The 21097-nt window shown below is 69.0% G+C and carries 21 protein-coding genes; 9 read left to right on the top strand and 12 right to left on the bottom strand.

The features are described from left to right. The coding region (locus tag AB1634_10945; GenBank protein MEW6220034.1) for a tyrosine-type recombinase/integrase at positions 1 to 289 on the top strand (289 nt) is incomplete at its 5' end. A gap of 488 nt (positions 290 to 777) precedes the next feature. On the opposite strand, the gene AB1634_10950 is transcribed toward AB1634_10945, so the two are convergent. Then, on the bottom strand, positions 778 to 3474 hold the full coding sequence (locus AB1634_10950; protein ID MEW6220035.1) for a cation-translocating P-type ATPase: 2697 nt from the start codon (positions 3472 to 3474) through the stop codon (positions 778 to 780). A gap of 489 nt (positions 3475 to 3963) precedes the next feature. On the opposite strand from AB1634_10950, the gene AB1634_10955 reads away from it, so the two are divergent. After that, on the top strand, positions 3964 to 4590 hold the full coding sequence (locus AB1634_10955; GenBank protein MEW6220036.1) for a DUF4143 domain-containing protein: 627 nt from the start codon (positions 3964 to 3966) through the stop codon (positions 4588 to 4590). A gap of 49 nt (positions 4591 to 4639) precedes the next feature. Then, entirely contained in the window at positions 4640 to 5167 is a 528-nt protein-coding gene (locus tag AB1634_10960) for an alpha/beta hydrolase (protein ID MEW6220037.1), read from the top strand. Between the two features lie 25 nt (positions 5168 to 5192). On the opposite strand, the gene AB1634_10965 is transcribed toward AB1634_10960, so the two are convergent. The 5 genes from AB1634_10965 to AB1634_10985 all read right to left on the bottom strand — a co-directional run bounded on the left by AB1634_10965 (position 5193) and on the right by AB1634_10985 (position 9623). Next, complete coding sequence (locus tag AB1634_10965) at positions 5193 to 5903, bottom strand: TMEM165/GDT1 family protein (protein ID MEW6220038.1); 711 nt, start codon at positions 5901 to 5903, stop codon at positions 5193 to 5195. Between the two features lie 185 nt (positions 5904 to 6088). After that, the gene (locus tag AB1634_10970) at positions 6089 to 6682 is read right to left on the bottom strand and encodes a PqiC family protein (GenBank protein ID MEW6220039.1); all 594 of its coding nucleotides are present in this window, start codon (positions 6680 to 6682) and stop codon (positions 6089 to 6091) included. After that, the gene (locus tag AB1634_10975; protein MEW6220040.1) at positions 6679 to 7716 is read right to left on the bottom strand and encodes an MlaD family protein; all 1038 of its coding nucleotides are present in this window, start codon (positions 7714 to 7716) and stop codon (positions 6679 to 6681) included. The genes AB1634_10970 and AB1634_10975 overlap by 4 nt, the downstream gene beginning before the upstream one ends. Further along, complete coding sequence (locus AB1634_10980) at positions 7713 to 8462, bottom strand: ATP-binding cassette domain-containing protein (GenBank protein ID MEW6220041.1); 750 nt, start codon at positions 8460 to 8462, stop codon at positions 7713 to 7715. The genes AB1634_10975 and AB1634_10980 overlap by 4 nt, the downstream gene beginning before the upstream one ends. Positions 8463 to 8465: 3 nt before the next feature. Beyond that, complete coding sequence (locus AB1634_10985) at positions 8466 to 9623, bottom strand: ABC transporter permease (GenBank protein MEW6220042.1); 1158 nt, start codon at positions 9621 to 9623, stop codon at positions 8466 to 8468. Between the two features lie 416 nt (positions 9624 to 10039). Between AB1634_10985 and AB1634_10990 the strand changes: the two genes are divergently transcribed. Beyond that, positions 10040 to 11035, top strand: a complete 996-nt coding sequence (locus tag AB1634_10990) for a choice-of-anchor A family protein (GenBank protein MEW6220043.1) — start codon at positions 10040 to 10042, stop codon at positions 11033 to 11035. Between the two features lie 18 nt (positions 11036 to 11053). On the opposite strand, the gene AB1634_10995 is transcribed toward AB1634_10990, so the two are convergent. Further along, a complete protein-coding gene (locus AB1634_10995) occupies positions 11054 to 11428 on the bottom strand; it encodes a diacylglycerol kinase (GenBank protein ID MEW6220044.1) in 375 nt (124 codons plus the stop codon). 360 nt (positions 11429 to 11788) lie between these two features. Between AB1634_10995 and AB1634_11000 the strand changes: the two genes are divergently transcribed. Then, positions 11789 to 12376 carry a hypothetical protein gene (locus AB1634_11000; protein ID MEW6220045.1) on the top strand — a complete coding sequence of 196 codons (588 nt, stop codon included), beginning with the start codon at positions 11789 to 11791 and terminating at the stop codon, positions 12374 to 12376. Between the two features lie 31 nt (positions 12377 to 12407). Here AB1634_11000 and AB1634_11005 read toward each other — a convergent pair whose 3' ends face one another. Next, the gene (locus tag AB1634_11005) at positions 12408 to 13805 is read right to left on the bottom strand and encodes an ATP-binding protein (GenBank protein ID MEW6220046.1); all 1398 of its coding nucleotides are present in this window, start codon (positions 13803 to 13805) and stop codon (positions 12408 to 12410) included. Positions 13806 to 13962: 157 nt separating this feature from the next. On the opposite strand from AB1634_11005, the gene AB1634_11010 reads away from it, so the two are divergent. Continuing rightward, complete coding sequence (locus AB1634_11010) at positions 13963 to 14424, top strand: SRPBCC family protein (protein MEW6220047.1); 462 nt, start codon at positions 13963 to 13965, stop codon at positions 14422 to 14424. On the opposite strand, the gene AB1634_11015 is transcribed toward AB1634_11010, so the two are convergent. From AB1634_11015 to AB1634_11030, 4 genes are all read right to left on the bottom strand, one after another. Further along, a complete protein-coding gene (locus AB1634_11015; GenBank protein ID MEW6220048.1) occupies positions 14381 to 15379 on the bottom strand; it encodes a WYL domain-containing protein in 999 nt (332 codons plus the stop codon). The genes AB1634_11010 and AB1634_11015 overlap by 44 nt on opposite strands. Positions 15380 to 15541: 162 nt before the next feature. Further along, a complete protein-coding gene (locus AB1634_11020; GenBank protein ID MEW6220049.1) occupies positions 15542 to 16114 on the bottom strand; it encodes a hypothetical protein in 573 nt (190 codons plus the stop codon). Beyond that, positions 16111 to 17385, bottom strand: coding sequence for an ATP-binding protein (locus AB1634_11025; GenBank protein ID MEW6220050.1), 1275 nt, complete (start codon positions 17383 to 17385; stop codon positions 16111 to 16113). The genes AB1634_11020 and AB1634_11025 overlap by 4 nt, the downstream gene beginning before the upstream one ends. Positions 17386 to 17387: 2 nt before the next feature. After that, complete coding sequence (locus tag AB1634_11030) at positions 17388 to 17699, bottom strand: hypothetical protein (protein MEW6220051.1); 312 nt, start codon at positions 17697 to 17699, stop codon at positions 17388 to 17390. A gap of 438 nt (positions 17700 to 18137) precedes the next feature. Here AB1634_11030 and AB1634_11035 point away from each other — a divergent pair, with 438 nt between their 5' ends. The 3 genes from AB1634_11035 to AB1634_11045 all read left to right on the top strand — a co-directional run bounded on the left by AB1634_11035 (position 18138) and on the right by AB1634_11045 (position 20966). Beyond that, on the top strand, positions 18138 to 18365 hold the full coding sequence (locus AB1634_11035) for a hypothetical protein (protein ID MEW6220052.1): 228 nt from the start codon (positions 18138 to 18140) through the stop codon (positions 18363 to 18365). A 222-nt stretch (positions 18366 to 18587) separates the two neighbouring features. Then, a complete protein-coding gene (locus AB1634_11040; GenBank protein MEW6220053.1) occupies positions 18588 to 19934 on the top strand; it encodes a hypothetical protein in 1347 nt (448 codons plus the stop codon). Positions 19935 to 19955: 21 nt separating this feature from the next. Further along, on the top strand, positions 19956 to 20966 hold the full coding sequence (locus AB1634_11045; GenBank protein MEW6220054.1) for a hypothetical protein: 1011 nt from the start codon (positions 19956 to 19958) through the stop codon (positions 20964 to 20966). Positions 20967 to 21097: the final 131 nt, after the last annotated feature.

Below are 21097 nucleotides of genomic sequence, written 5' to 3' on the forward strand. Positions count from 1 at the left end.
GGCGGTGGCTCCGCGGTCCGGGGCGGTGCGGCGGCACCATCTCCATGAGACCGTGGTGCAAAAGGCGGTGACGGCGGCGGCTGCTCGGGTGGGTCTGTGCAAGCGGGTCAGCTGCCATACCCTGCGCCACTCCTTCGCCACCCACCTCCTGGAGGCGGGCTACGACATCCGTACCGTGCAGGAGCTGCCTGGTCATAGCCATGTGGCCACCACCATGATCTGCACCCACGTCCTCAATCGGCCGGGGATCTCGGTCATGAGCCCAGCTGATCCCCTCACGGAGGAGTGAGGGACAGCCAGGACAGAAATAGTCGCCGGCGGCTGGTGGCGTCAAGAGAATTGTTCTTTCGCTGGCTATTCGCCAAGCAGACGCCCAGGCAATTCGGCTTCGACAACGGGGGCCGCCCGGTTCCAACGGGCTGGGCAATGGGCCGCCTGCCGGACGCCGCCTGCCTCACCCCTGCCCGGTACGCCCGGCAGCGGTGGGCAACAGCGCCGAGCACCGGCGTTCCCCGCCCCCCCGTCCGGGGCGGCGCCGGCACGATGGATCCTTCTGTAGGGACGCATGCGGCGCCCCCTGGTGCGCTCGCTTGCAGTGCCAAAGCATCCAGCCCAGGCCGTCCGGGCGGCGGAAGGCCGGGGCGGCGCCCGCAAGCCGTGGCTCACCGGCCCTGGTGGGTGCCATGCCGGCGGGCCAGACCTCGTTCGCGGCAACGCTGTTGTCGACTGCAAGACGGCCGACGCTCAGCCCCGTGGCCATCCTCGGGCCGTCTGCCTCTACCTCCTGGCGTCTCGCCGGCGCGACCGCCGGCGCTTGACCCATTTCTCCAGCTCCACGGCCACGAACACCACCCCGGACAAGAGCACCGTCATCCCCAGATCGGCGGGTGACAGGGGCACGGTCCGGAACACCTGGTTCAGGAAAGGCACATAGATGGTGGCCAGCTGCAGCCCGAAGGTGACGGCCACGGCAGCCAGCAGGAAGAGGTTGGAGCGCAGGCCCTGGCGGAAGAGGGACTGCTCCTCGGAGCGGATGGCCAGGACATGGCCCAGCTGGGTCAGGCAGAGCACGGTGAAGACCTCGGTCTGCCAGTGGGCGGCCCCGGTGTTGAGGAGCCAGGCCTCCAGGCCCAGGACCACCGCGGCCATCACCAGCCCGACCCAGATGGCATGGGCGCCCAGGCCATGGGCGAAGATGCTCTCGTCGGGCCGGCGGGGCGGGCGGTCCATGATGTCGGACTCGGCGGGCTCGGCGGACAGGGCCAGGGCCGGCAGGCTGTCCGTGACCAGGTTGATCCACAGGATATGGATCGGCAGGAGCGGTATGGGCAGGCCCAGGAAGGGGGCCAGGAACAGGGTCCAGATCTCGCCGGCGTTGGTGGTGAGCAGGTATTTGACGAACTTGCGGATGTTGTCGTAGATCTTGCGGCCCTCCCGCACCGCCTTGACGATGGTGGCGAAGTTGTCGTCCAGGAGGATCATGGCGCTGGCCTCTTTCGAGACATCGGTGCCGGTTAGGCCCATGGCCACGCCGATGTCGGCCCGCTTCAGGGCCGGGGCGTCGTTGACGCCGTCGCCGGTCATGGCCACATAGTGGCCCCGCTCCTGGAGGGCGCGGACGATATCGAGCTTCTGCTCCGGTGCCACCCGGGCGTAGACCCGGATGCCCTCCACCCGGGCGGCCAAGTCCGCCGGCGGCATGGCCGCCAACTCCCGGCCGGTGACCACGCCGGCGCCGTCCGCAAGGATCGCCAGCCGCCGGGCGATGGCCCGGGCGGTGGCCGGGTGGTCGCCGGTGATCATCACCGGCCGGATGCCGGCGGAGCGGCAGAGGCGCACCGCCTCGGCCGCTTCCTGGCGGGGCGGGTCGAGGAGACCGGCCAGGCCCAGCATGGTCAGCTCTGTCTCCATGGTCTCCGGCGTCATGGCCGCGGGCAGCTCGGCCCAGAGCCGATAGCCCACCCCCAAGACCCGCAGGCCATCCGCCGCCATCCCGTCCGCCGCGGCCAGCAGGGCCGGCCGGTCCAGAGGCTGGAGGCCGCTGGCCAGCAGCACCGTAACCGCCCGCTCGGTGAGGGCCTCGGCGGCGCCTTTGGTCAGGGCGAGGAAGCGGGCGCCGGCGAGCCCGGACTGGCTGGCGAGGCCAGCCGGCAGCCGGTGGATGGTGGTCATGCATTTGCGCTCGCTGTCGAAGGGCAGCTCGGCCACCCGGGGCAGGAGCTTCTCCAACTCGCCGCGGGTGAGACCGTAGCGGGCGGCCAGGGCGGCCAGGGCGGTTTCGGTGGGGTCGCCCAGCAGCTCGCCGTTCTTGTCCGGGTGGGCATCGTTGCTCACCGCCAGGGCGGCCAAAAAGAGGGCCGGCGGTCGCTGCATCAGGCCGGTGGCCGCGGATTCCTGCCAGCGGGGCAGGCCCAGCTCGTCCACCCGGCCGCATCGGCCGTCCACCTGCGCCTCTTCCACGGTCATCCGGTTCAGGGTCAGGGTGCCGGTCTTGTCCGAGCAGATGTAGGTGACCGAGCCCAGGGTCTCCACCGCCGGCAGCTTGCGCACCAGGGCGCTCTGGCGCACCATCTTGCGGGCGCCCAGGGCCAGGGCGATGGTGACCACCGCCGGCAGGGCCTCGGGGATGGCGGCTACGGCCAGGGAGATGGCGGTGAGCAGCATCCGCACCGGCTCCTCGCCCCGCAGAAGACCGGCGGCAAAGACCACGCCGCAGATGACCAGGACCGCCATGGCCAGCCGCTTGCCGAAGGCGGCCAGTCTCTTTTGCAGCGGGGTCTTGGCCTCCGCGGTCTCCTGGAGCATGGCCGCGATCTTGCCCAGCTCGGTGGCCATGCCGGTGGCGGTCACCACGCCTTTGCCCCGGCCATGGGCGATAAAGGTGCCCTTGTAGGCCATGTTGCGCCGGTCGCCCACTGCCAGCTCCTGCTCCGGCAGGGCCGCGGTGTCCTTTTCCACCGCCTCGGACTCGCCGGTGAGGGCCGCCTCCTCCACCTTGAGGGTCGCCGCCTCCAGGAGCCGCAGGTCGGCAGGCACCACCCGGCCCGCTTCCAGGAGCACGATATCGCCGGGCACCAGATCGGTGGCTGGCACGTTGTGCGGACTGCCGTCCCGCAGGGCGACGGCGGCCGGTGCCGCCATCTGCTGCAGGGCCTCCATGGCCTTTTCGGCCCGGTACTCCTGCACGAAGCCCACCACCGCGTTGAGAATGACGATGGCCACGATGGCCACCGTGTCCACCGCCTCCCCCAGGGCGCCGGAGATCACCGCCGCCGCCACCAGGACCACGATCATGAAGTCCTTGAACTGGTCCAGGAGCATGGCGAGCGGCCCCCGGCGGCCCTTGTCCTGGAGCCGGTTGGGGCCGTGGGCCGCCAGGCGGCGGCCGGCCTCCTCCCGGGTGAGGCCGGCCGGGGAGGAGATCAGGGTGGCAAGGGCGTCGTCGCTGGTTTGGCAGTGCCAGGGCGTTTGCATGGGCATCAACGGGTCAGGGGGTGCAAGGAAGAGGGGAGGGGGCGAGTCGCGGCGTCAGGGCAGTATACTGGAGGCCCGGCCGGCGGGAAACAGGATCGCCACCGGGAGCCGGCGCGATTGGGGGGCCGAGACCGGAGCTGGTCCAGCCATCGTGCGGCGGTGTGGAACCGTGCTCTGCCGAGGCGCTGTCCCAGACCCGGCGTCTGAAGCGTCGCCCCGGGCAAGGCTCACCGGCCGCCCCCTTTCTTTGGGAGAAGTATCTACCAAATTTGGTAGATACTTCTCCCAAAATAGGGCTCGGCCAGCCTGTCGCTCCAGCAGGGGCTGGGCGAGAGCCTTGCCGGTCGCTATGAGCTCCTGCGCGCCTGGCATTGGGACCTCGCCGAGTGCCGGCAGGCCTTTGGCTGGGGCCTGGGGGAGTTTCTCAAATTCGGAGGCTATCCCGCCGCGGCGCTGCTGGCCGGGGAGCCCGCCCGCTGGCAGGCCTACATGCGGGACGCCATCATCGAGCCGGTGCTCATCCGGGACATCCTGGGGGTGGCCACGGTCAACAAGCCGGCCCTGTTCCGCCAGACCTTTGGTCTGGCCATGGGCTACCCGGCGCAAGAGGTGTCTTTGCAAAAGCTTCTCGGTCGCCTGCAGGAGACAGGAAACGTCACGACCATCAAGCATTATCTGGAGCTGCTGGAGGGCGACTTTCTGCTGCGGGTGCTGCCCAAATACAGTGGCTCCCAGATGCGGCAGCGGGCCTCCAGCCCGAAGCTTGTGCCCCTCAGCACCGCCCTTGTTCATGCCTTCCGCTCGCCGGCCGCCGTGGACAAGGATCCGGAGTGGCGGGGCCGCGTCCTGGAAGCAGCGGTGGGGGCGGCCCTGACGCGATCCCGGGGCAGTCTCTTCTATTGGCGGCAGGGTGGCCTGGAGGTGGACTACGTGCTGGACAGGGAGGGCGTGGTCTACGGGATCGAGATCAAGTCCGGCCGCCGGCGCTCGTCCCGGGGTCTGCCGGCGTTTCTGGACCGTTACCCGGGGGCGGTGCCGGTTATCGTCGAGCGGGCCAAGGCCGAGGAGCTGCTCGCCGCGCCGGATGTGGATGCGGTGCTGGCGGACGGCCGGTGACGACGCCAGGGGCACCGCCGGCATGGCCGGGGGCCCCTCTGAAAGGGTGATGGGCTCAGGCTGCCTGGCGGAATACCCGGGGTACGGCGGGCGGCCAGGTGAGCTGAGCGAGACGAGTCTGGTGGCGGATGGCCGCCGGACCGCCCTGTTGGCCCGGGCGGCTTTCGGCAGCCCCTTGTATCTGTGGGGCGAGTCCCTGGGCTGCGGGGTGGCCGCGGCCCTGGCGGCCGATCCAGAGCTGCGGCCCGAGGGGGTTGTGCTGCTCTTCCCTTGGGATTCGCTGGAAAACGAGGCGAAGGCCCAGTTCCCCTGGCTGCCGGTCAAGCCCTTCCTCCGGGACACCTACGACAACGTCGTCAACCTGGCCGGCTACCGGGGGCCGGTGGCGGTGATCATGGCCGGCCGGGACGAGGTGATCCCCAACCGGCTGACCAAGCGGCTGTTCGTGGCGCTCTCCCAGCCGAAGCGGCTCTGGGTGCTCGAGCAGGCGGGCCACAACGACTGGCCCCGCCGGCCCACCGAGGGGTGGTGGGACGAGGTCATGGGCTTTCTTGCGGCCAGCCCAGTGGCACCGTGACCACCGGGGCTGGCAGACCTCCTGCTCAGGACTTGTGCTCGGGCAGGGGCGCGGGCTCCACGGCGCAGGCCGCGGCCTGCTCGATGGGCCTTCTGCCGCCGCCCAGGCGCGCGGCGATTCCCGTGGCCAGCGCCAGCGCCAGCGCGCCGGCCGCAAGGAAGGGCGGGGTGAGGAGGTGGGCCGGCAGGCTCTGGTACAGGCCGAAGCAGCCGAAGGCCATGAAGAGGAGGGCGGCCACCCACTTGATGGCCTGCTCCGGGATCTTCTTGCCCAGAACCATGCCGAAGACGATGCCAAAGGCGTTCGAGACCATCATCCCCAGGGTGGTGCCCAGCCAGACCGTGAAGACGGCATGGTACTCGATGGCCAGAGAGATGGTGGCCATCTGGGTCTTGTCGCCCATCTCCGCCATGAAGAAGGCCACGAAGACCGTCCAGAAGGGGCTCTGGCGATAGCCTTGATCCTCGCCCTCCAGGGAATCGCCCCGCAGGGTCCAGAGGCCGAAGAGGATGAAGGAGGCGGCGGCCACGGATTGGATCACCACGAGGGGGATGAGACAGGCCAGGGTGCTGCCCGCAGCGGCGGCCAGAAGATGGTTGGCAGCGGTGGCCCAGAAGACCGCCCACATCACCGTCTGCCAGCGGAAGCGGCAGGCGAAGGCCATGGCCAGGAGCTGGGTCTTGTCGCCCATCTCGGCGAGGACCACGAAGACGAGGGAGGCGAGGAAGGCGTCCATGGGTCAGGAAAGAGGGCGTTGCCAGGCGATCGGCTTCCGGGAGAACAGGGGAGGGTGGCTGCCGCCAGCGGTCCCCCCAGGGGGCGTGCTTGGCAGCGGCTTCCAGAGGCAGTCTCGCGAGTATACCTGCCGCCCCGCGGCCTGTCATCATGCCCCCGGGGGCGAGATGAGGCAGTCCGGGAGCGTCAATCCTTCAGCCAGGGCTTGAGCGCAGCCGCCATCTCCCCGGCCAGCCGGGCCAGGGCCTCGCCCATGGCCGCAACCTGTGCCTCCCGGTCCGGGGTCTCCGGCACCACCCGCAGGCTGCTCCGCCGCTCCGCAAGAAGCGTCGTGCCGTCGCCGGCCGCGACCGACCAGCGGGCCTCCAGGCGGACGGCGCCGTCGGGGCCGGCCTCGCAGCCAAGGATCGCCACCGGCATCCGGAGGGCCACCGGCCTTGACGTTGGCCAGGGGAAGAGGAGCACCGACTCCGTGTCCAGGAGGCGGGTCAGGTTCTCCTGGAGCGCCCGGGAGAGGCTTTCGGCCAGGGGCTCGGCCCAGCGATGGCTCTGGTCGATCGAAAGCCTAGTGGCCGTGACCCGGGTGACGATGCCGGGCCGGTCCAGATAGTCCGGGAGGAGGAGCGGCCCCAGGCCGATCAGGGGCTGGCCGGGGCGGCCGGCCGGGGCGGGCTGGCGGCTGGCGGTGGCCGGCAGCTGGTAGTAGCGGACCGGAAGGGGGGCGGCGCAGGCGGCCACCAGACAGGCCAGGGCAAGGAGGGCGGCACGGAACAGCATCATTTCTCCTCTGGCAAGCGCTTGCCCCGCAGGAGGGATTCGGGCTGCGCCTCCAGGGTCTCGGCCAGGAGGCGCAAGGAGCGGGCGGCGCGGCCGATCTCGGCGGTAGCGGCGTTGAGGCTCACCACGGTGGGGGAATCCTCCCGGGCCAGGGCGGCCAGGGCCTGGGCGGCCTGGGCCAGCTCGGTGCCGGCCTGCCCGATGTTGGCCAGGGGTGGCGCCGCCCGGTCGGCGACCGCCGCCACCCGATCCGCCGCGGCGCTCACCGCCACGGCGGCTTCATTCACCCGGGCCAGCGCCTCCTGGGCCGCGGCGAGGGTGGGGGGCACGCCCGCCAGCTCGGCCCGGACCGCGGCCAGAAGCGGCGGCGCCTCCCGGTCCAGGCCGGCGGCCAGGGATTCCAGCCGGGCCAGGACCGCCTGCAGGCGGGCCGGCAGCTCCTGGGCCTCGGCGCTGGCCAGCAGCCGGCTGACCGCTTCGCCGATGGTGGCCACCTCGGCCAGAAAGCGCTCCACCGGGAAGCCTTCGAACTGGGTCGCCAGCTCGTCCACCGTGGTGGGGATGGTGGGGATCTCGCTCATCTCCGGATCCAGGCCCACGAAGCGGGCCAGCTTGTCGGGATGGAAGTCGAGATCCACATAGAGCTGGCCGGTCAGAAGGCTCTGGGTGCGCAGCCGGCCCCTTAACCCCTCGTCCACCAGCCGGCGGATGGTGTCCCGGTCCTCCAGGTCCACCTGCTCGCCGCTGCGGCTGCGCACCATGTGGGGCTCCATCTCGATGACGACCGGCACCATGAAGCGGCGGTTCTCGTCGTCCAGGCCCAGCTGGATACGGGTCACCCCGCCCACCTTCACCCCCAGAAACAGCACCGGCGCGCCGATGCGCAGGCCCTGGGCCGCGCCCTCGAAGTAGAGGACGTGCTGGCGTCGCTCCCGGAACCAAGTGCCGCCGGCCAGGATCAGGGTGGTGGCCACGGCCAGGGCCACCGCCCCCAGCACAAAGGCACCGATGAGGGTGGTGTGGGCCTGGCGGCTCATGTCTGCCCCCGGGACAGGAAGAGGCGCACCCGCGGGTCGCCGGAGCGGATCGCCTCCTGGGGATGGCCGGAGGCGATCATGGTCCGGGTCTCGGCGTCCAGGAACACCGAGCTGTTGGCGATGGACAGGATGCTGGCCAGCTCGTGGGTGATGATCACCACTGTTGCGCCCAGGCTGTCCCTGAACTCCAGGATGAGGTCGTCCAGGCGGCGGGCGGTGAGAGGGTCGAGGCCGGAGGAGGGCTCGTCGATGATCAGGATCTCCGGGTCCAGGGCCATGGCCCGGGCGAGGCTCGCCCTTTTGCGCATGCCGCCGGACAGCTCCGAGGGGTAGAAATCCCCGAAGCCGGCCAGGCCCACCAGGGCCAGCTTGAAATCCACCAGCTCGCTGATCTGGTGGCGCGGAAGGCTCGTGTACTCCCCCAGGGGCAGGGCGATGTTTTCGGCCAGGGTGAGCGAGCTCCACAGGGCGCCGCCCTGGAACATCACCCCCAGCCGGTGCTTCAGGCGCTCCTGCTCCCGGGGTGGCGCCTGCCAGAAGTCCTGGCCGGAGTAAAGGACCGCGCCCCGGGCTGGCGGCTGCAGGCCGATGAGGGCCCGCATCACGGTGGTCTTGCCGCAGCCATTGCCGCCCATGATCACGAAGATGTCCCCCTGTCGAACCGCAAACTCCAGGCCCTGCAGGACCACGAAGTCGCCATAGGCCATGGTGAGATTCCGGACCTCCAGGGGGGGCGCCTCCGGCATGGCTCAGATCCCCAGACGGTAGAAGACAATGGTCATGATGGAGGCGGTGATGGTGATGAGCAGGATGCCGGTCACCACCGCGGAGGTGGCGGCCTCGCCTACTGCCTCGGCGCTGCGGCCGCACTGCATGCCCCGGAGACAGCCGGCAAAGGCGACCATGGCGCCGTAGACGCTGCCCTTGGACAGGCCCACCACAAAGTGCTTGATGCTCAGGGCCCGCACCGTTTCGGTGTAGTACTCGAACATCCCGATGTCGAAGATGGTCACCGCCACCAGAAGACCGGCCAGCATGCCGACAAAGGCGGCGTAGAGGGTAAGGAGCGGCACCATCAGGAGCAGGGCCAGCATCCGGGGCAGCACCAGGAATTCCACCGCCGGGATGCCCAGGGCCCGGAAGGCGTCGATCTCCTCGTTGACCTGCATGGTGCCTAGCTGGGCGGCGAAGGCGGCGCCGGTGCGGCCAGCGATGATGATGCCGGTCATGAGCGCCCCCACCTCCCGCACCATGCCGATGGCCACCAGATCGGCGATGAAGATCTGCGCCCCCACCAGCCGCAGCTGGTCCGCCCCCAGGTAGGCCAGGATGAGGCCCACCAGGAAGGCGATGACGCTGACGATGATGAGGGCCTTAGGCCCCACCTCCTCGATCTCCAGCCACAGGTCGCTGGCCCGGAAGCGGGCCCGGCCAGTGGCCAGGCGGCCGGCCGCCAGGATGATCTCGCCCAGGAAGGCGAGCATGGCCGGCAGGCCCCGGAAGAAGTCGATGGCAGCGGCACCCACCTGGGACACCAGGCCCTGCCGGGGCCGGGTCCGGGTGGCCAGGCGCTGGTCCGGGGCCGCGGCCGCCATGGCCAGAAGATGCCGCACCCCGGCCGGCAAGCCCGCCTCGTCCACCTGGATGCCCCGGCGGCGGCTCTCCGCCAAGAGGCTGGCCAGAAGGGTGAGAAGACCGGTGTCCCAGGCCGTAAGCTCCCTGGTGTCGAAGAAGAGACACGCCAGATCCGGGGGCAGCCTGGCCAACACCGCCTCAACGGCGGGCAGCCCTTCCTCCAGACGCCAGCGGCCGGCAAGTCCGATCCCCACCGCCCCGGTCCCCTGGGGTGTGACCGTAAGGCACCAGCCGGCAGTTCTGCCGTCCGTCTCCGGCTGACTGGCCGTCATGGGGCGCCTGGTGCGGGTGGATGGTGACCGGCCCGTGTCGAGAATGGCTTCATGCCAAGCCATCTTGCGGCTCTTTGCCGCGGATGGCAAGACCCTTTGCCGGTGCGCCGGGCCGGTGAGCGGACCGCTGGGCGTATCCTGACGGCCCTCCTGCCGCCGTGCTGGCGGCCAGCAGTTTTGATTTCCGGAAACGATCTTCCGGTTTTCCGGATAACGGGGCGGCCCAGCGGGGGGCCGGCGGTGGATGACGGCCAGCCATGGCCCCGGGGTAGCGCCCCGGCCGAGGGCGGCGCTGGCCGCGGCCCCAGGTCCCCAAGGGGCTGGTGGTCAGGCATGGTTGTTGCAGTAATAACCGCAGCGCACGCCCTTGGCAACCGGGGGCATGGTCACAACAGAACGAGAGGGAGGGAAGCTCGATGAAGCTGTTCGCTGTGGTGATGATGGCCAGCCTGGGCCTGGCCGCGGCCGCCGGAGAATGCTCGGCCAGCGGCGTCAACCCGTTCGGCTATTTCAACGTCTACAGCCTGGGGGGGATCTCCCAGTCGGGCGGCGATTACCAGGGCCGGGCCGGGGCCGGCGGCGACGTGAGCATGGCCCATTTCAGCCTCAATCTGCTCACCCCCGGCGGCTATGCCCTGCACGCCGGCGGCGGCGCGACCCTGGGCAGCGGCGTCTATTTCGGCCACGTGGAGGCGGCAGGCAACGTCTCCCTGGCCAATGCCACCATCCAGGGCGATCTGCGGGCCGGCGGCAATGTGGGCAACACCGCCGGCGGCACCATCTGGGGCGATGTGCAGGCGGCGGGCAGCATCACCCTGGACCAGCACTACACGGTCTTCGGCAGCAAGCAGGGCGGGGTGAGCTACAGCCCGGCGGTGGATCATGGCGTCCTGGCCGACTACTTCACCGGCTTTTCCGGCACCGTCGGCGGCATGAGCCCGACCGGCAGCATCGCCAGCGCCTATGGCACCCTGTCCGTGGTCGCGACGTCCGGCGTGAACGTCTTTGCCCTCAGCGAGGCAGCGCTGCGGGCCGCCCACACCTTCAACGTCACCGGCCCGGCTGACGCGGTGGTCTACATCAACGTCAGCGGCGCCAGCGCCTCCCTGGACAACACCGTCTGGCACTACCTGGGCGGGCTTTCGCCAGCCGAGGTGCTGCTCAACTTTCCGGAGGCCACGGTGCTGGCCTTAAGCCACGCCAACGAGGTCAATCTGTTGGCGCCGCTGGCCGACACCACCTTCCCCTCGGGCCTGGTCACCGGCAATCTGGTGGTGGGCGAGCTGTCCGGCGGCGGCCAGGTGAATGCCGGCGGGTTCGGCCACGGCCCCAACCCCGTGCCGGTGCCCGCCTCGGTGCTGCTTCTGGGCTCCGGTCTCGGTGGCCTGCTGGCGATCCGCCGGGGGCGCTGAGTCTGAGGTGCCGGCTGGTCAGGGGCCGGCCAGGACCGCCAGCCAGACGCCGGCCGCGGCCAGGAGGGCCACGAGCACCGCGGCGCTGCCCATGTCCTTGGCCCGTTTGGCCAGGGGGTGCAGGTCCGGCGCCACCTTGTCGGTGAGCGCCTCGATGGCCGAGTTCAGAAGCTCCACCACCAGGACCGCCAGGAGCGATGCCAGAAGCAGGGCCCGGTTGACCAGGGTGGTGTCCACCAGGAGGGCCACCGGCGCCAGAACGGCCAGGAGCAGGATCTCCTGGCGGAAGGCCGCCTCATGGACAAAGGCGGCCTTGAGCCCTGACCAGGAATAGCCCAGGGCCAGAGCCAGCCGCTCAAGGCTCAGGACGCTCCAGTGGTTCTTGGATGGCATGGGACCCTCACCTCCCGATCGCCGCGGCCACCGCCTGGCACCGCGGGCAGAGGAAACACGTCAGGCTGCATTTCTTGCCCATTTGGGGTACCGTAGGGCCTTGATCCCGGCTGCGCTGGCAGCCGGTCCTCCCTGTTGACGCCCGGTTGGGCCTTCGGCTGTCTGGGGTGCTGGCCATGGACAGGTACCCGTCCGGATCGGTTCCGCCGGAGCTTCTTTCTGCCGGGCGCTCGCCCTGGCGCCTGTTCCTGCCGCTCGTCTCCACGCCGCTCTTCTACGGACTCCTGTACTGGCCACTGGGACGAGGCGCTGGCCTCCTCCCGGCCTCGCCTCATCACCGCCACCAGCCAGGTGCCGGAGGTGGAGGCCTACGCCAACACCATCTACTACAAGTCCCGGGAGCTCATGGTCCTGCTGGGCGAGCTGCGGCGTCTGGATCCCCAGGGCCTCATCGTTGTCTTCGGCGACCATCTGCCCTTTCTCGGCTACGACTTTGCCGGCTATGCCGAGTCGGGCTATCTGGCCCGGACCATCGCGGAATTCAGCCCGGCCATGCTGCGGGACCATCTGGCCACGCCCCTGGTGATCATCGACGGCGAGAAAGGACCGGTGGTGGGAGGCGATCTGCCCCTTGATCAGCTCCCCGCTCTGCTGCTGGATCTTCTGGGCTGGGACCTGCCCACCATCCACGACTTCACCCGGCCGGCCGGCGGCCTCCTGGTGCGGCCCATCCCCGGCCGCCAGCTGCTGCTGTTCCCGGACGGCGCCACCGAGGTCTGCCGGGAAGAGGGCCAGGGCCTCGGCTGCGCCGCCGCCGCCATCTGGGTTGAACAGGTGCTGACCGTCAAGCGGGATGTGTTCACCGGCCGCCAGCTGGCCCTCTCCATCCTGGAGGCCGTGACCGCCGAGGTCACGGAGGCCGAGCCGCCGGCGCCGGGGGGTGTTTGAACAGCCATCCGCTCCTCTCCGGCTCATCAGCTCAGCAGGAGAAACGCCCACAGGGGCAGATGGCACACCGTCTGGCCCCACTTGTAGGTATCGGGCGAGACCAGGACGCCCTGGCCGATTCCCTTGTTGATGCTCTGCTCGTCCCAACCGGAGATCCGGCCCTGATACTTGACCTCCACCCCGAAGGGTCGCTGGTCTGCCGGCGGAAACAATACGAAGTCAACCTCGTTGCCTTGCGGGACCGGTAATAGTAGAGCCCTTCGAGAAAGCCGAGGCTGGCCCAATCGTCCGCTCGACAACGAATGAGGTGGGTAGCGACCGCCTGTTCCGCCAGCACGCTCGTGGCCAGGGGCGCCAACCCGGCACCCCGGGCGGTCACTTGCCAGATCATGGGGTCCACGGCATAGAACTTTTTTCCCCGCTTCGGGTAAGGCCGCCGGCGGTCAAGATCGATACAGGGCACCTCAAAGCCGAGGAAGGCGGCGCTGGCGATGGCAAGGTAGTCCTGAACCACCGCGCCGGTGGAGCAGCCGGTATCCTGGGTCAGGCCGTGGTAGCTGACGGGCGAGCCCAAAACGCCATAGAGCTTTCGCAACAGGCCGAGCAGCAGGGGGGCCTGCCGCCGCTGTTTCTCGAATTCGCTCAGAACGACTGAGCGGTAGATATCCAGGGTTTCCGTGGTGACCGTCTTGTCCCGGGCCAGGTCGGCCACTGCCCTTGGGAAGCCCCCCCACGGCAAATAGAGATCCAGGAGTCTGGCCAGGGCGTCCTTTTTCAGGGATGTCTCCATCTGGAAATCGCGGAACAACGCCTCGTCCGCCACAACGGCCCCGAGTCTGGCCGAAGGTGCCATCGTGCCCAGGGCCTTGCAGAAGTCTGCAAATGACATGGGCAGAAACGCCTTGTCGAAACCTGCCCCTCGTCGGCCCGGCATCCGCTCATAGCCCCTTTTGATCTCCAGGGCGGAGGAGCCGGTCAGGAGCACGGCGACGGTATCGAGCTCGCCGGCATCGGCCAGGGCCTTGATGGCCCGTGGCCAGTTCTTGACAGCTGAGATCCCGTCGAGCAGCAGGAAGCCGTCGGCCTTGCTCCATCGCAGGGATTCCGTAAAGGCCTTCACCAGGGCCAGGAGCTCCCGGAAATGGATGAGGTCGTCGCAGGAATAGTAGGCAATGTGGCGCGGGGCAACGCCAGCGGCGAGGAGATCCCGCGCCAGCATCTTGAGCTCTGTTGTCTTTCCGACCTGACGGGGGCCGCGAATGATGCTGACAGAGCCGGGCAGGAGATGACTGGCCCTGGTGGCCTCAAGATCAAGATGCCGGAAGTGGATGCCCGTGGCTGCAACCTGCCGGAGGGAACGGTCGGTGCGCTCCCAGTCCGGATCCTGCCACCACGGGGAAGCAGCGATAAGCCTATCAAGCGTCTGCATGCCAAAAGCACTCCGCTTTTGGAAGAATTGGCTGTTAAAACCAGACCGCTTTTGCCAGACGATGGTCAATCTCCATGCTGCCTCTCCAGGAGGGGCATGCTATGATCGTGGCTGGCGTCCCGATCGGGAATACCCGCAGCCCCTCTGGTGACCGCCCATGGCCGAGATCGAAAAATCCGCCAGCATTGCCATCCGCAGGTCCTGCGCCGAGGTCTTTGCGTTTGTGGCCGATCCGGCCAACTTTCCCCACTGGCAGCCCTTCGTCAAGGAGGCGGCCATCACCTCGCCGGGGCCGATCCGGACCGGGGCCACCTACCGCTACACCTTCGAGGCCATGGGCCAGGTGGTGGAGACCACCGGCGTCATCACCGAGTACCAGCCCTGCCGGCGCTACGCCTACCGGTCCCTGACCGGCCCCTTTCCCATCGAGGGCGGCTTTACCTTCGCGGAGGAGGAGGACGGCTTTGTCCTGGTCACGGCCTTCGGCGGCGCCGACCCCGGGGGCTATTTCCCCATGGCCCGCAGCATCGTCGGCCTCCTGCTCGGCCGCACCTTGCTCACCACCCTGCGCTCCCTCAAGGAGCTGCTGGAGAGCGGTAGGCCGCCAGCATCCGGGTAAGGAGCTCGGCTGCCTCCTGCCGCAGCCCGGCCGGGGCCAGAATCTGGGCGCCATCGCCCCAGGACAGCACCCAGCGTAAGAGCTCGTCCCGGTCCCGGGCCGGCAGCCGGAGCTGCACCCCGCCGTCCGGCTGATCGCTCAGCTCCTGGCGGCCATGCCAGAGCCGCTCCCGGACATAGGGGGCCAGGGCCGGGCCGAAGCCCACCGTCACCCACACCTCCTCGCCATCCCCGAAGAGCCCGAACCGCTCCCGCTCTTGCCAGGCCGCCTCGAAGTCGGCCGGGATCTGGAAGCAGCCCTCCAGGACCGCGGCCTCCTCGATGCGGCTCATGGCAAAGGTGCGGACCGCCTGGCGCAGGCGGCAAAAACCCACCAGATACCATTCCCCCTGGTAGCGCACCGCCCGGTACGGCTCCACGGTCCGCTGGCTGGCGGCTCCGGTTCCGGCCCGCCGGTGCCGGATGGCCAACGGCTGGTTGTGCTTGAGACCGGATGCCACGGCCTCCCAGACCCGGGCGTCGATCCGGGTGGCCTGGTCCGGCAGCACCGCCAGCCGCCGATCGATCCAACTGGGGTCGACGCTCACCTTGGCGGGGAGGCATTCGGCGATCCGGCGGAAGATCGCCGCCAGCCGGTCGTAGACCGGCGTACCCTCGTGCTGCCGCAGGGCCTTTTCGGCGATGCACAGGGCAAACAGGTCACTTTCACTGATGGACAGGGCCGGCAGCTGCCAGTTGGCCTCGGAATAGAGATAGCCCTTGCGGGTCGGGTCGTAGACGATGGGCGCCCCCCGCATGTGGCGCAGGTAGTCGATGTCCCGAAGGATGCTCTTGGGACTGACCTCATACTCGGCCGCCAGGCTGGTGCAGTTGGCGAGCCGGCCGCTGGCCATCCCTTCCCGGATCCGCTGATCGATGAAGACGAGACGCACCAGCTGCGGCTTGTCCCTGGCCATCCGCCCCTCCTGGAAAATCCGGACCCCGCCCGCCCTGAGAATGCCGCGCTCAGGAAGGCCACCCCCACCTCGGCCGCGACCTTGTTGCCCAGGAGACCTCCACGTGGAGGTCGGTGGTCTCTATCTCCCGGGCCAGGCCAAAGGCGTTATCCTCCACCATCGTCATGTCGAGGCCACGGCTGCCTGTTTCTCGACGGCTCGCGCAATGAGCGGTGCTTTCCTCCAAAGGCCGGCCAGGGTCAGCTCACCGTCTTGGTACATCCGATGCCACTCCCGCCGTTGCCGCAGCACCCGCTCGTCGTCGCGCAGATGCAGGCGCCGGAGGGTCTGTTCCGCCAATCCCCGCACCGCTGGAGGAACCCGATCGGTGACCACCAGCTGCAGGGAGGGCAGCAGAATCTCGAACCAGTCGGCACCCACCTCGAAGGGGTCCAGCACGTCGGCCGTCCCCTTGCAGCTGTTCATCAGCGCCGATGCGTACCGGTAGTTGCTCCACTCGTAAGCGGCGGCAGGGTTCTTTTGCCAACTCCGGAAATGATCCACGGTGCCCACCGGCTCGTACATGGCCGAGTAGGCGCACAGGTCCCGAAAGCCGACTGCAAGCACCGATTTGAAGGGGGTCCAGTAGTCGCGCGGTCGTTCGGCGCCGGGGTGCGCAACCAGCCAAGCTGCTCCCTTCTGGCGGCACTCGCTGTCAAACGTCGGAGGCTCGGGTGAAGGATCGAAGTGGATCATGGTTCGTTTCCGATGCTCGCTTCGAAACGTACGATCCAGCGTGGCCAGAATGGGTCATGACCGGCCAGCGTGCGCTGCAGCTCGCGGTGGATGGCGGCCTTGGAGGAAAGAGTCGCTGGCAAGGCCGCCCGGTCGCCGCGCATCCATGCCTCGGCAGCCTCAATCGCCTGCTCGGCCTCCAGGGAACGGGCCTGTCGAAGACCGAACACCTCGGACACCAGCCAGTTCGCGGTGTCACCCTGTTTGACCCAGGGAAGCGGCCGGAGGCGGACCTGGCCGGCCTTGAGATCCAAGTGTGCCAGTCGGTCTGCTTCTTCATCGAAGAGTGGCTCCAGGGAAGCCAGGAGCAAGGGCGAGTGCGTAGCGGTGATGAGCTGGACGGTGGTGTCGGCAGTGCCAGTCAGCGCGTTGACCACTTCCAGCATCGACCTCAGGATCACGCGCTGCCATCGCGGGTGGAGATGCGATTCGATCTCGTCGATCAGGAAGATCACCTGGCGAGCGAAATCCTGCCCCAGAAGCTCACTGGCTCGCCGGTGCTCCTGCCAAGCCCAGACCAGAAGATACGCCAAGCCGATGATCCGTTTCATGCCTGCGGAAGCATGGAGTACCGGGACTTCCTCCCCGTAGGGCATCTTGAGCGTCGGAATATCCCGGACGTCATCGAGGCTGATGCGTGTTGGCCCACCTGGGCGCAGCTCCTCCTCGGCTGCGGGCGAAAGACGCCGCAGGGCAGCCTGCAGCTGAGCGAAGGGCTCGCCGTTTTCCCTTTGCCAGCTCATCCAGTCCCTGATGAGACCATTCGAAAGCACACCGCCTGGTGCCTCGAGACCATCCCAGATGTCTTGTGGCCGGAAGAGATAGGCGGGTGGCCGGTCCTGGACATCGACCTCTCCCTTCCGCCGCCAATAGTTGCGTGCCGGATCCCAAACCGCGAAGCTGTCGTCCACTTGCGCATACAAGACAAGGCCAGGGTTGGAGGGCCGGCCTGCTTTACCGGTCCAGGCCTGCAGCGGACGATCGAAGGTGGATGTGTACTCGTTCGTCTTCTTCTTCCCGGTGAAGCGGAACCCGATCGAGGCGTTCTTGGCGCCAGCAGTTGGCCGCGCTGGCAGGGAGGCCCACGTTCTGGTCAAGGCCCACCAGGCGATATCGAGGAGAAAGCTCTTGCCCAACCCGTTGTCACCGGTGATGACGTTGATTCGTGGACCGAATTCCAGCTCCAACGTCGGCGCAGGGCCAACGTTCTTCAATTGCAAGTATTCAAGCATCGTTATGCTCCTGCGGCATGGTATCGGGTTCCCTGACGTTCCCCGGTGCGGCTCACCATGCCCCGCTCCAGCAGGATCGCCCCAGCGCGGTTCCAGTCGCTGCCGGCGATACCGGTGCCGGCCAGGACATCGGCCTTGGAGGCGCCGCCGGCGACCCGGGCGATGGCCTGGCGGACAACGGCCAGGGCTGCCGATTGTGGCCGCGTTTGGCGGCATGGTCCAGAGAGGGGGAGCTGGCGCCGGTTGCGGCGGTCGGGTGCGAGGGCCACCAGCGCCCGGGTGAGCGGGTCCCGAAGCCCCGAATCCCAGCCCAACGGCGTCTCCGCAGCCAGCCCGGCAGGTCTCCCGTGCCAGCTCCTGCGCCATCTGCCAGGCTCCGGCATGGATCCGGGCTGCATCACCGGGCTTCGACTGTATACTCGGTTCATCTGCAGACCTCAACACGGGGCATCCCCGTCCATTGCCGGGTTACCCCACCGCGCCGGCCTTCCATCTGGTTTCTGTTCGTCGGGGCCGATTCTTGCCTGGGGCCTCCTCCAGACCCCAAGTCGCCATGGCGCCCTTGCCTCCGGCTCCTTGTTCCGGTTGTCGCGGCCGAGAGAGGACTTGCACCTCCAGGAGATTGCGCCATGCGTGGCGCACAAAGAAGAACCTGGGACACTATCTGTCCCAGGTGGGATGCTACCCTGCCAGCAGGCGCACGGCAAGGGCCGGCGTCTGGAGGAACCCCAACCTGCACGGAGGATGCTCCCATGATCGCACACCAGCACGGATTCGTTGAAGGCTTCCTGGCAGCCGCCGCCCTTCTGGATCGTCCCCTCCCGGCACCGGGCCTGGCCGAATCGCCGCCGGCCGCCCTTTTGCCGGAGCCGGCTTGCAACCTCGGCGGCCTCGCCCTGTCCTGGGAAGAGTACCTGGAGATCCCCACCTTTCTGCGCCGGGGCATTCGCCTGGATCCGGCGGCGGATGGCGCGGGGTGATCAAGGGGCATACGGCCGGCCCGCAAGATGCTTGACTTGCGGAAAGGGTCAATCCTAAGCTCGGCCTAGGAATTGGTCCTGGGCCAGGAGCGCGGGATTTCTGCCGTTCCGGACTCGGATCTTCGATATCGGCCAGTGGTGCCGGCAGGAGTCGCCATGTGGAGTCCGGGCTGCAATCGATTCTTCCCTGAAGGTCGCCGCGCCGTCCCCGGGCTGTGGGCCATGGCGGTGGCTGCCGGCCTTGCCCTTCCCGTTCCCACCCTGGCCGGCGAGCCGGGGGGCTTCTTCCGGGAGGTCAAGCCGGTGGTCACCGTGGAGAATCGCCTTGGCCTCGCGCTCCGCGCCGCGGGCGGCAGCCAGGACTCGGATCTCTATGACCACTGGCTGGTGCGGGGCAGCGGCTGGGCGGGTGGCCATCTGGACGGCGCCTTCTCCGGCCGGCTGCACAAGGATCTGGACTCCACCGACCGTTCCCTGGGCAGCGATCTCTTCGTGGGCGTCGAGGATCGGCGGCAGGGGTGGGCGGAGCAGATCTACCAGCTCTGGGCCGACCTGCACACCGGGGACGGACGGTTCGGCCTGCGCCTGGGCCGGCAGTACCTGGAGAACGCCGGCGCCCTCCAGATCGACGGCGGACTTCTGCGGTTCTTTGCCGGCGATCCCCTGGATGGCGAGCTCTTCTTCGGCCGGCCGGTGAGCTATTATTCGACCACCCGCGACGACTGGGCCGGCGGCGCGGCCCTGGGAGCACGACTGTGGCCGGGAGGCAAGCTGCGGCTGGCGTATGTGGCCTTTCGGGACCGGGAGGTGGACGCGCGAGACGAGCAGCTTCTGGTCGAGGCCTGGCAGCGCCTGGCGGCCTCCTGGCAGGCCCGGGGCCGGCTCATGCTCCTGGACGCCGAGCTGGCTATGGCGGCAGCCGAGGCCCGTTACGGGGCACTGGCTGCCGGCTTCGATGCCTGGCTGCGGCTGGAGCACTGGCAGGGTCTGGGCGCCATGGGCAACGCCTACTCCCCTTTGCAGGCCACCCTGGGGGATCTGGCGCCCTTCACCGTGCTGTCGGCCCGCTGCTCCAAGGTTCTGCTGCCCTGGCTCACCGTCTCCCCCGGGGTGTCCGGCCGCTTCGTGGCCGCGGGTAACCGGGACCTCCACAACCGGCAGTATGGCCACGCCGATCTCACCTTCCTCTTCACCCTCACCCCGGCCTGGACCCTGTCCGTAAGCGGCGAGCACTGGGACGTCAGCGGCCACGATCGCTTCCAGGGGGTGAGCGGCCAGGTGAGCTATCGGCCGGGCGGTCTCTGGGATCTGTCCGCCGGCACCGCCTATCTGGACTACCACTATACCCAGTACGCGGATACCAGCTTCGCCCTGCGGCCGGCGGATGTCGTCATCGCCGCCGACAACTCAGTGGTGCAGGTCTCGCCGGATGCCTACACCCTGTTCGTCCGGCTCCGCTGCCGCCTGACCGAGGCGGTCTCGCTCCGGATCCATGCCGAGCTGGAGGACAATTCCCTGGAGTCCGACACCATCTACGGCCTGCGCACCACCCTCATCACCCGGTTCTGACCGTGCTTGTGAGGTAGCCCCATGAAGGCCTTCCTTCGCCACCCCCCGCTCCTCTTCGTCCCCCTTGTCGTCTCGGTCCTGATGCTGCTGGGCGGCTGCCGGGAGAGCGGCCAGCTCGGCTTGCGCTTCAGCCATTTCCACCACCTGGAGGAGCAGGGCCTGGCCTGTGCCGACTGCCACGGCCCGGGCCAGGCCGGGCGCTTCGCCCGGGCCGGTCACCAGGCGTGCCGGGAGTGCCACAGCGACTGGATCGACGCCGAGCCCAGCCTGGACGCCTGCGGCCATTGTCATCTGGTGGCCAAGGCCGAGGACCTGGCCGCGCCCAGGAGCGTGCCACCGGCCGGCAGCGGCGTGTTCCTGCACACCCCGGCCCTGACCGCCTGGTGCGGCGAATGCCATGGCGCGCTGCTGGACCGGAGGGTCGAGACCCTGCCACCCATGACCCGGAACGATGTCCTGGCGATCCGGGAGCGGTCCCATGCCGCCGGCCGGGCATGCAGCGACTGCCACGAGGGTCTGAGCCGGGAGACGATGCCGGCCAGCCACGCCAGCACCGACTGGCACCGGCGCCACGGCCTGGCCGCCGTGGACAGCGAGTCGGCCTGCCGGGCCTGCCATGCCGAGCCGACCTGCCGGGCCTGTCACCAGGAGGAGCGACCGGCCAGCCATACGGCGCTTTTCACCGAATCCACCCACGGCTTCGAGGCCTCCTGGGACCGGCAGCGCTGCCGCACCTGCCACCAGGAGGATTTCTGCGCCGGCTGCCACCAGGAGACCCGGCCCCGCTCCCACACCGCGGCCTGGCAGCAGCAGCACTGCCTGGCCTGCCATGACAGCTTTGCCAGCTGCCGGCTCTGCCATCCGGGGGGGATCGCCAGCCACGAGGGCCTCACCATCGCCCACATCCCCCAGCCCTTCACCTGCCTGGTCTGCCACGACCCGGTCACCGGCCTGGTGCCGGTGGCGCGGCTCAATGCGGCCCGCCATCCCTTCCTGAACGAGGCCGAGTGCCTGGCCTGCCACCGGTACTGAGCCGCCGGTCCGGACCCGAGTGGCGCTTCACGGGGGGCGCGGAGAGACGAACGGCCATCCCCCACCCCAGCCCTCCCCCGCTGGGGGAGGGTGCGGGGGGCACACGTTGGCGAGGCGTCTCCTCCCCCCAG

The sequence above is a fragment of the Thermodesulfobacteriota bacterium genome, assembly GCA_040755095.1.
Lineage (GTDB): Bacteria > Desulfobacterota > Desulfobulbia > Desulfobulbales > JBFMBH01 > JBFMBH01.

Excerpts from the sequence above, each read along its gene's own strand:
- AB1634_11035 (MEW6220052.1), top strand. The coding sequence starts at position 18,138 with ATGATCGCACACCAGCACGGATTCGTTGAAGGCTTCCTGGCAGCCGCC.
- AB1634_11025 (MEW6220050.1), bottom strand. The coding sequence starts at position 17,385 with ATGCTTGAATACTTGCAATTGAAGAACGTTGGCCCTGCGCCGACGTTG.
- AB1634_11015 (MEW6220048.1), bottom strand. The coding sequence starts at position 15,379 with ATGGCCAGGGACAAGCCGCAGCTGGTGCGTCTCGTCTTCATCGATCAG.
- AB1634_10975 (MEW6220040.1), bottom strand. The coding sequence starts at position 7,716 with ATGAGCCGCCAGGCCCACACCACCCTCATCGGTGCCTTTGTGCTGGGG.
- AB1634_10995 (MEW6220044.1), bottom strand. The coding sequence starts at position 11,428 with ATGCCATCCAAGAACCACTGGAGCGTCCTGAGCCTTGAGCGGCTGGCT.
- AB1634_11040 (MEW6220053.1), top strand. The coding sequence starts at position 18,588 with ATGGCGGTGGCTGCCGGCCTTGCCCTTCCCGTTCCCACCCTGGCCGGC.
- AB1634_11020 (MEW6220049.1), bottom strand. The coding sequence starts at position 16,114 with ATGATCCACTTCGATCCTTCACCCGAGCCTCCGACGTTTGACAGCGAG.
- AB1634_10990 (MEW6220043.1), top strand. The coding sequence starts at position 10,040 with ATGAAGCTGTTCGCTGTGGTGATGATGGCCAGCCTGGGCCTGGCCGCG.
- AB1634_11045 (MEW6220054.1), top strand. The coding sequence starts at position 19,956 with ATGAAGGCCTTCCTTCGCCACCCCCCGCTCCTCTTCGTCCCCCTTGTC.
- AB1634_10965 (MEW6220038.1), bottom strand. The coding sequence starts at position 5,903 with ATGGACGCCTTCCTCGCCTCCCTCGTCTTCGTGGTCCTCGCCGAGATG.
- AB1634_10970 (MEW6220039.1), bottom strand. The coding sequence starts at position 6,682 with ATGATGCTGTTCCGTGCCGCCCTCCTTGCCCTGGCCTGTCTGGTGGCC.
- AB1634_10955 (MEW6220036.1), top strand. The coding sequence starts at position 3,964 with ATGCGGGACGCCATCATCGAGCCGGTGCTCATCCGGGACATCCTGGGG.
- AB1634_10985 (MEW6220042.1), bottom strand. The coding sequence starts at position 9,623 with ATGACGGCCAGTCAGCCGGAGACGGACGGCAGAACTGCCGGCTGGTGC.
- AB1634_10980 (MEW6220041.1), bottom strand. The coding sequence starts at position 8,462 with ATGCCGGAGGCGCCCCCCCTGGAGGTCCGGAATCTCACCATGGCCTAT.
- AB1634_10960 (MEW6220037.1), top strand. The coding sequence starts at position 4,640 with ATGGGCTCAGGCTGCCTGGCGGAATACCCGGGGTACGGCGGGCGGCCA.
- AB1634_11005 (MEW6220046.1), bottom strand. The coding sequence starts at position 13,805 with ATGCAGACGCTTGATAGGCTTATCGCTGCTTCCCCGTGGTGGCAGGAT.
- AB1634_10950 (MEW6220035.1), bottom strand. The coding sequence starts at position 3,474 with ATGCAAACGCCCTGGCACTGCCAAACCAGCGACGACGCCCTTGCCACC.
- AB1634_11010 (MEW6220047.1), top strand. The coding sequence starts at position 13,963 with ATGGCCGAGATCGAAAAATCCGCCAGCATTGCCATCCGCAGGTCCTGC.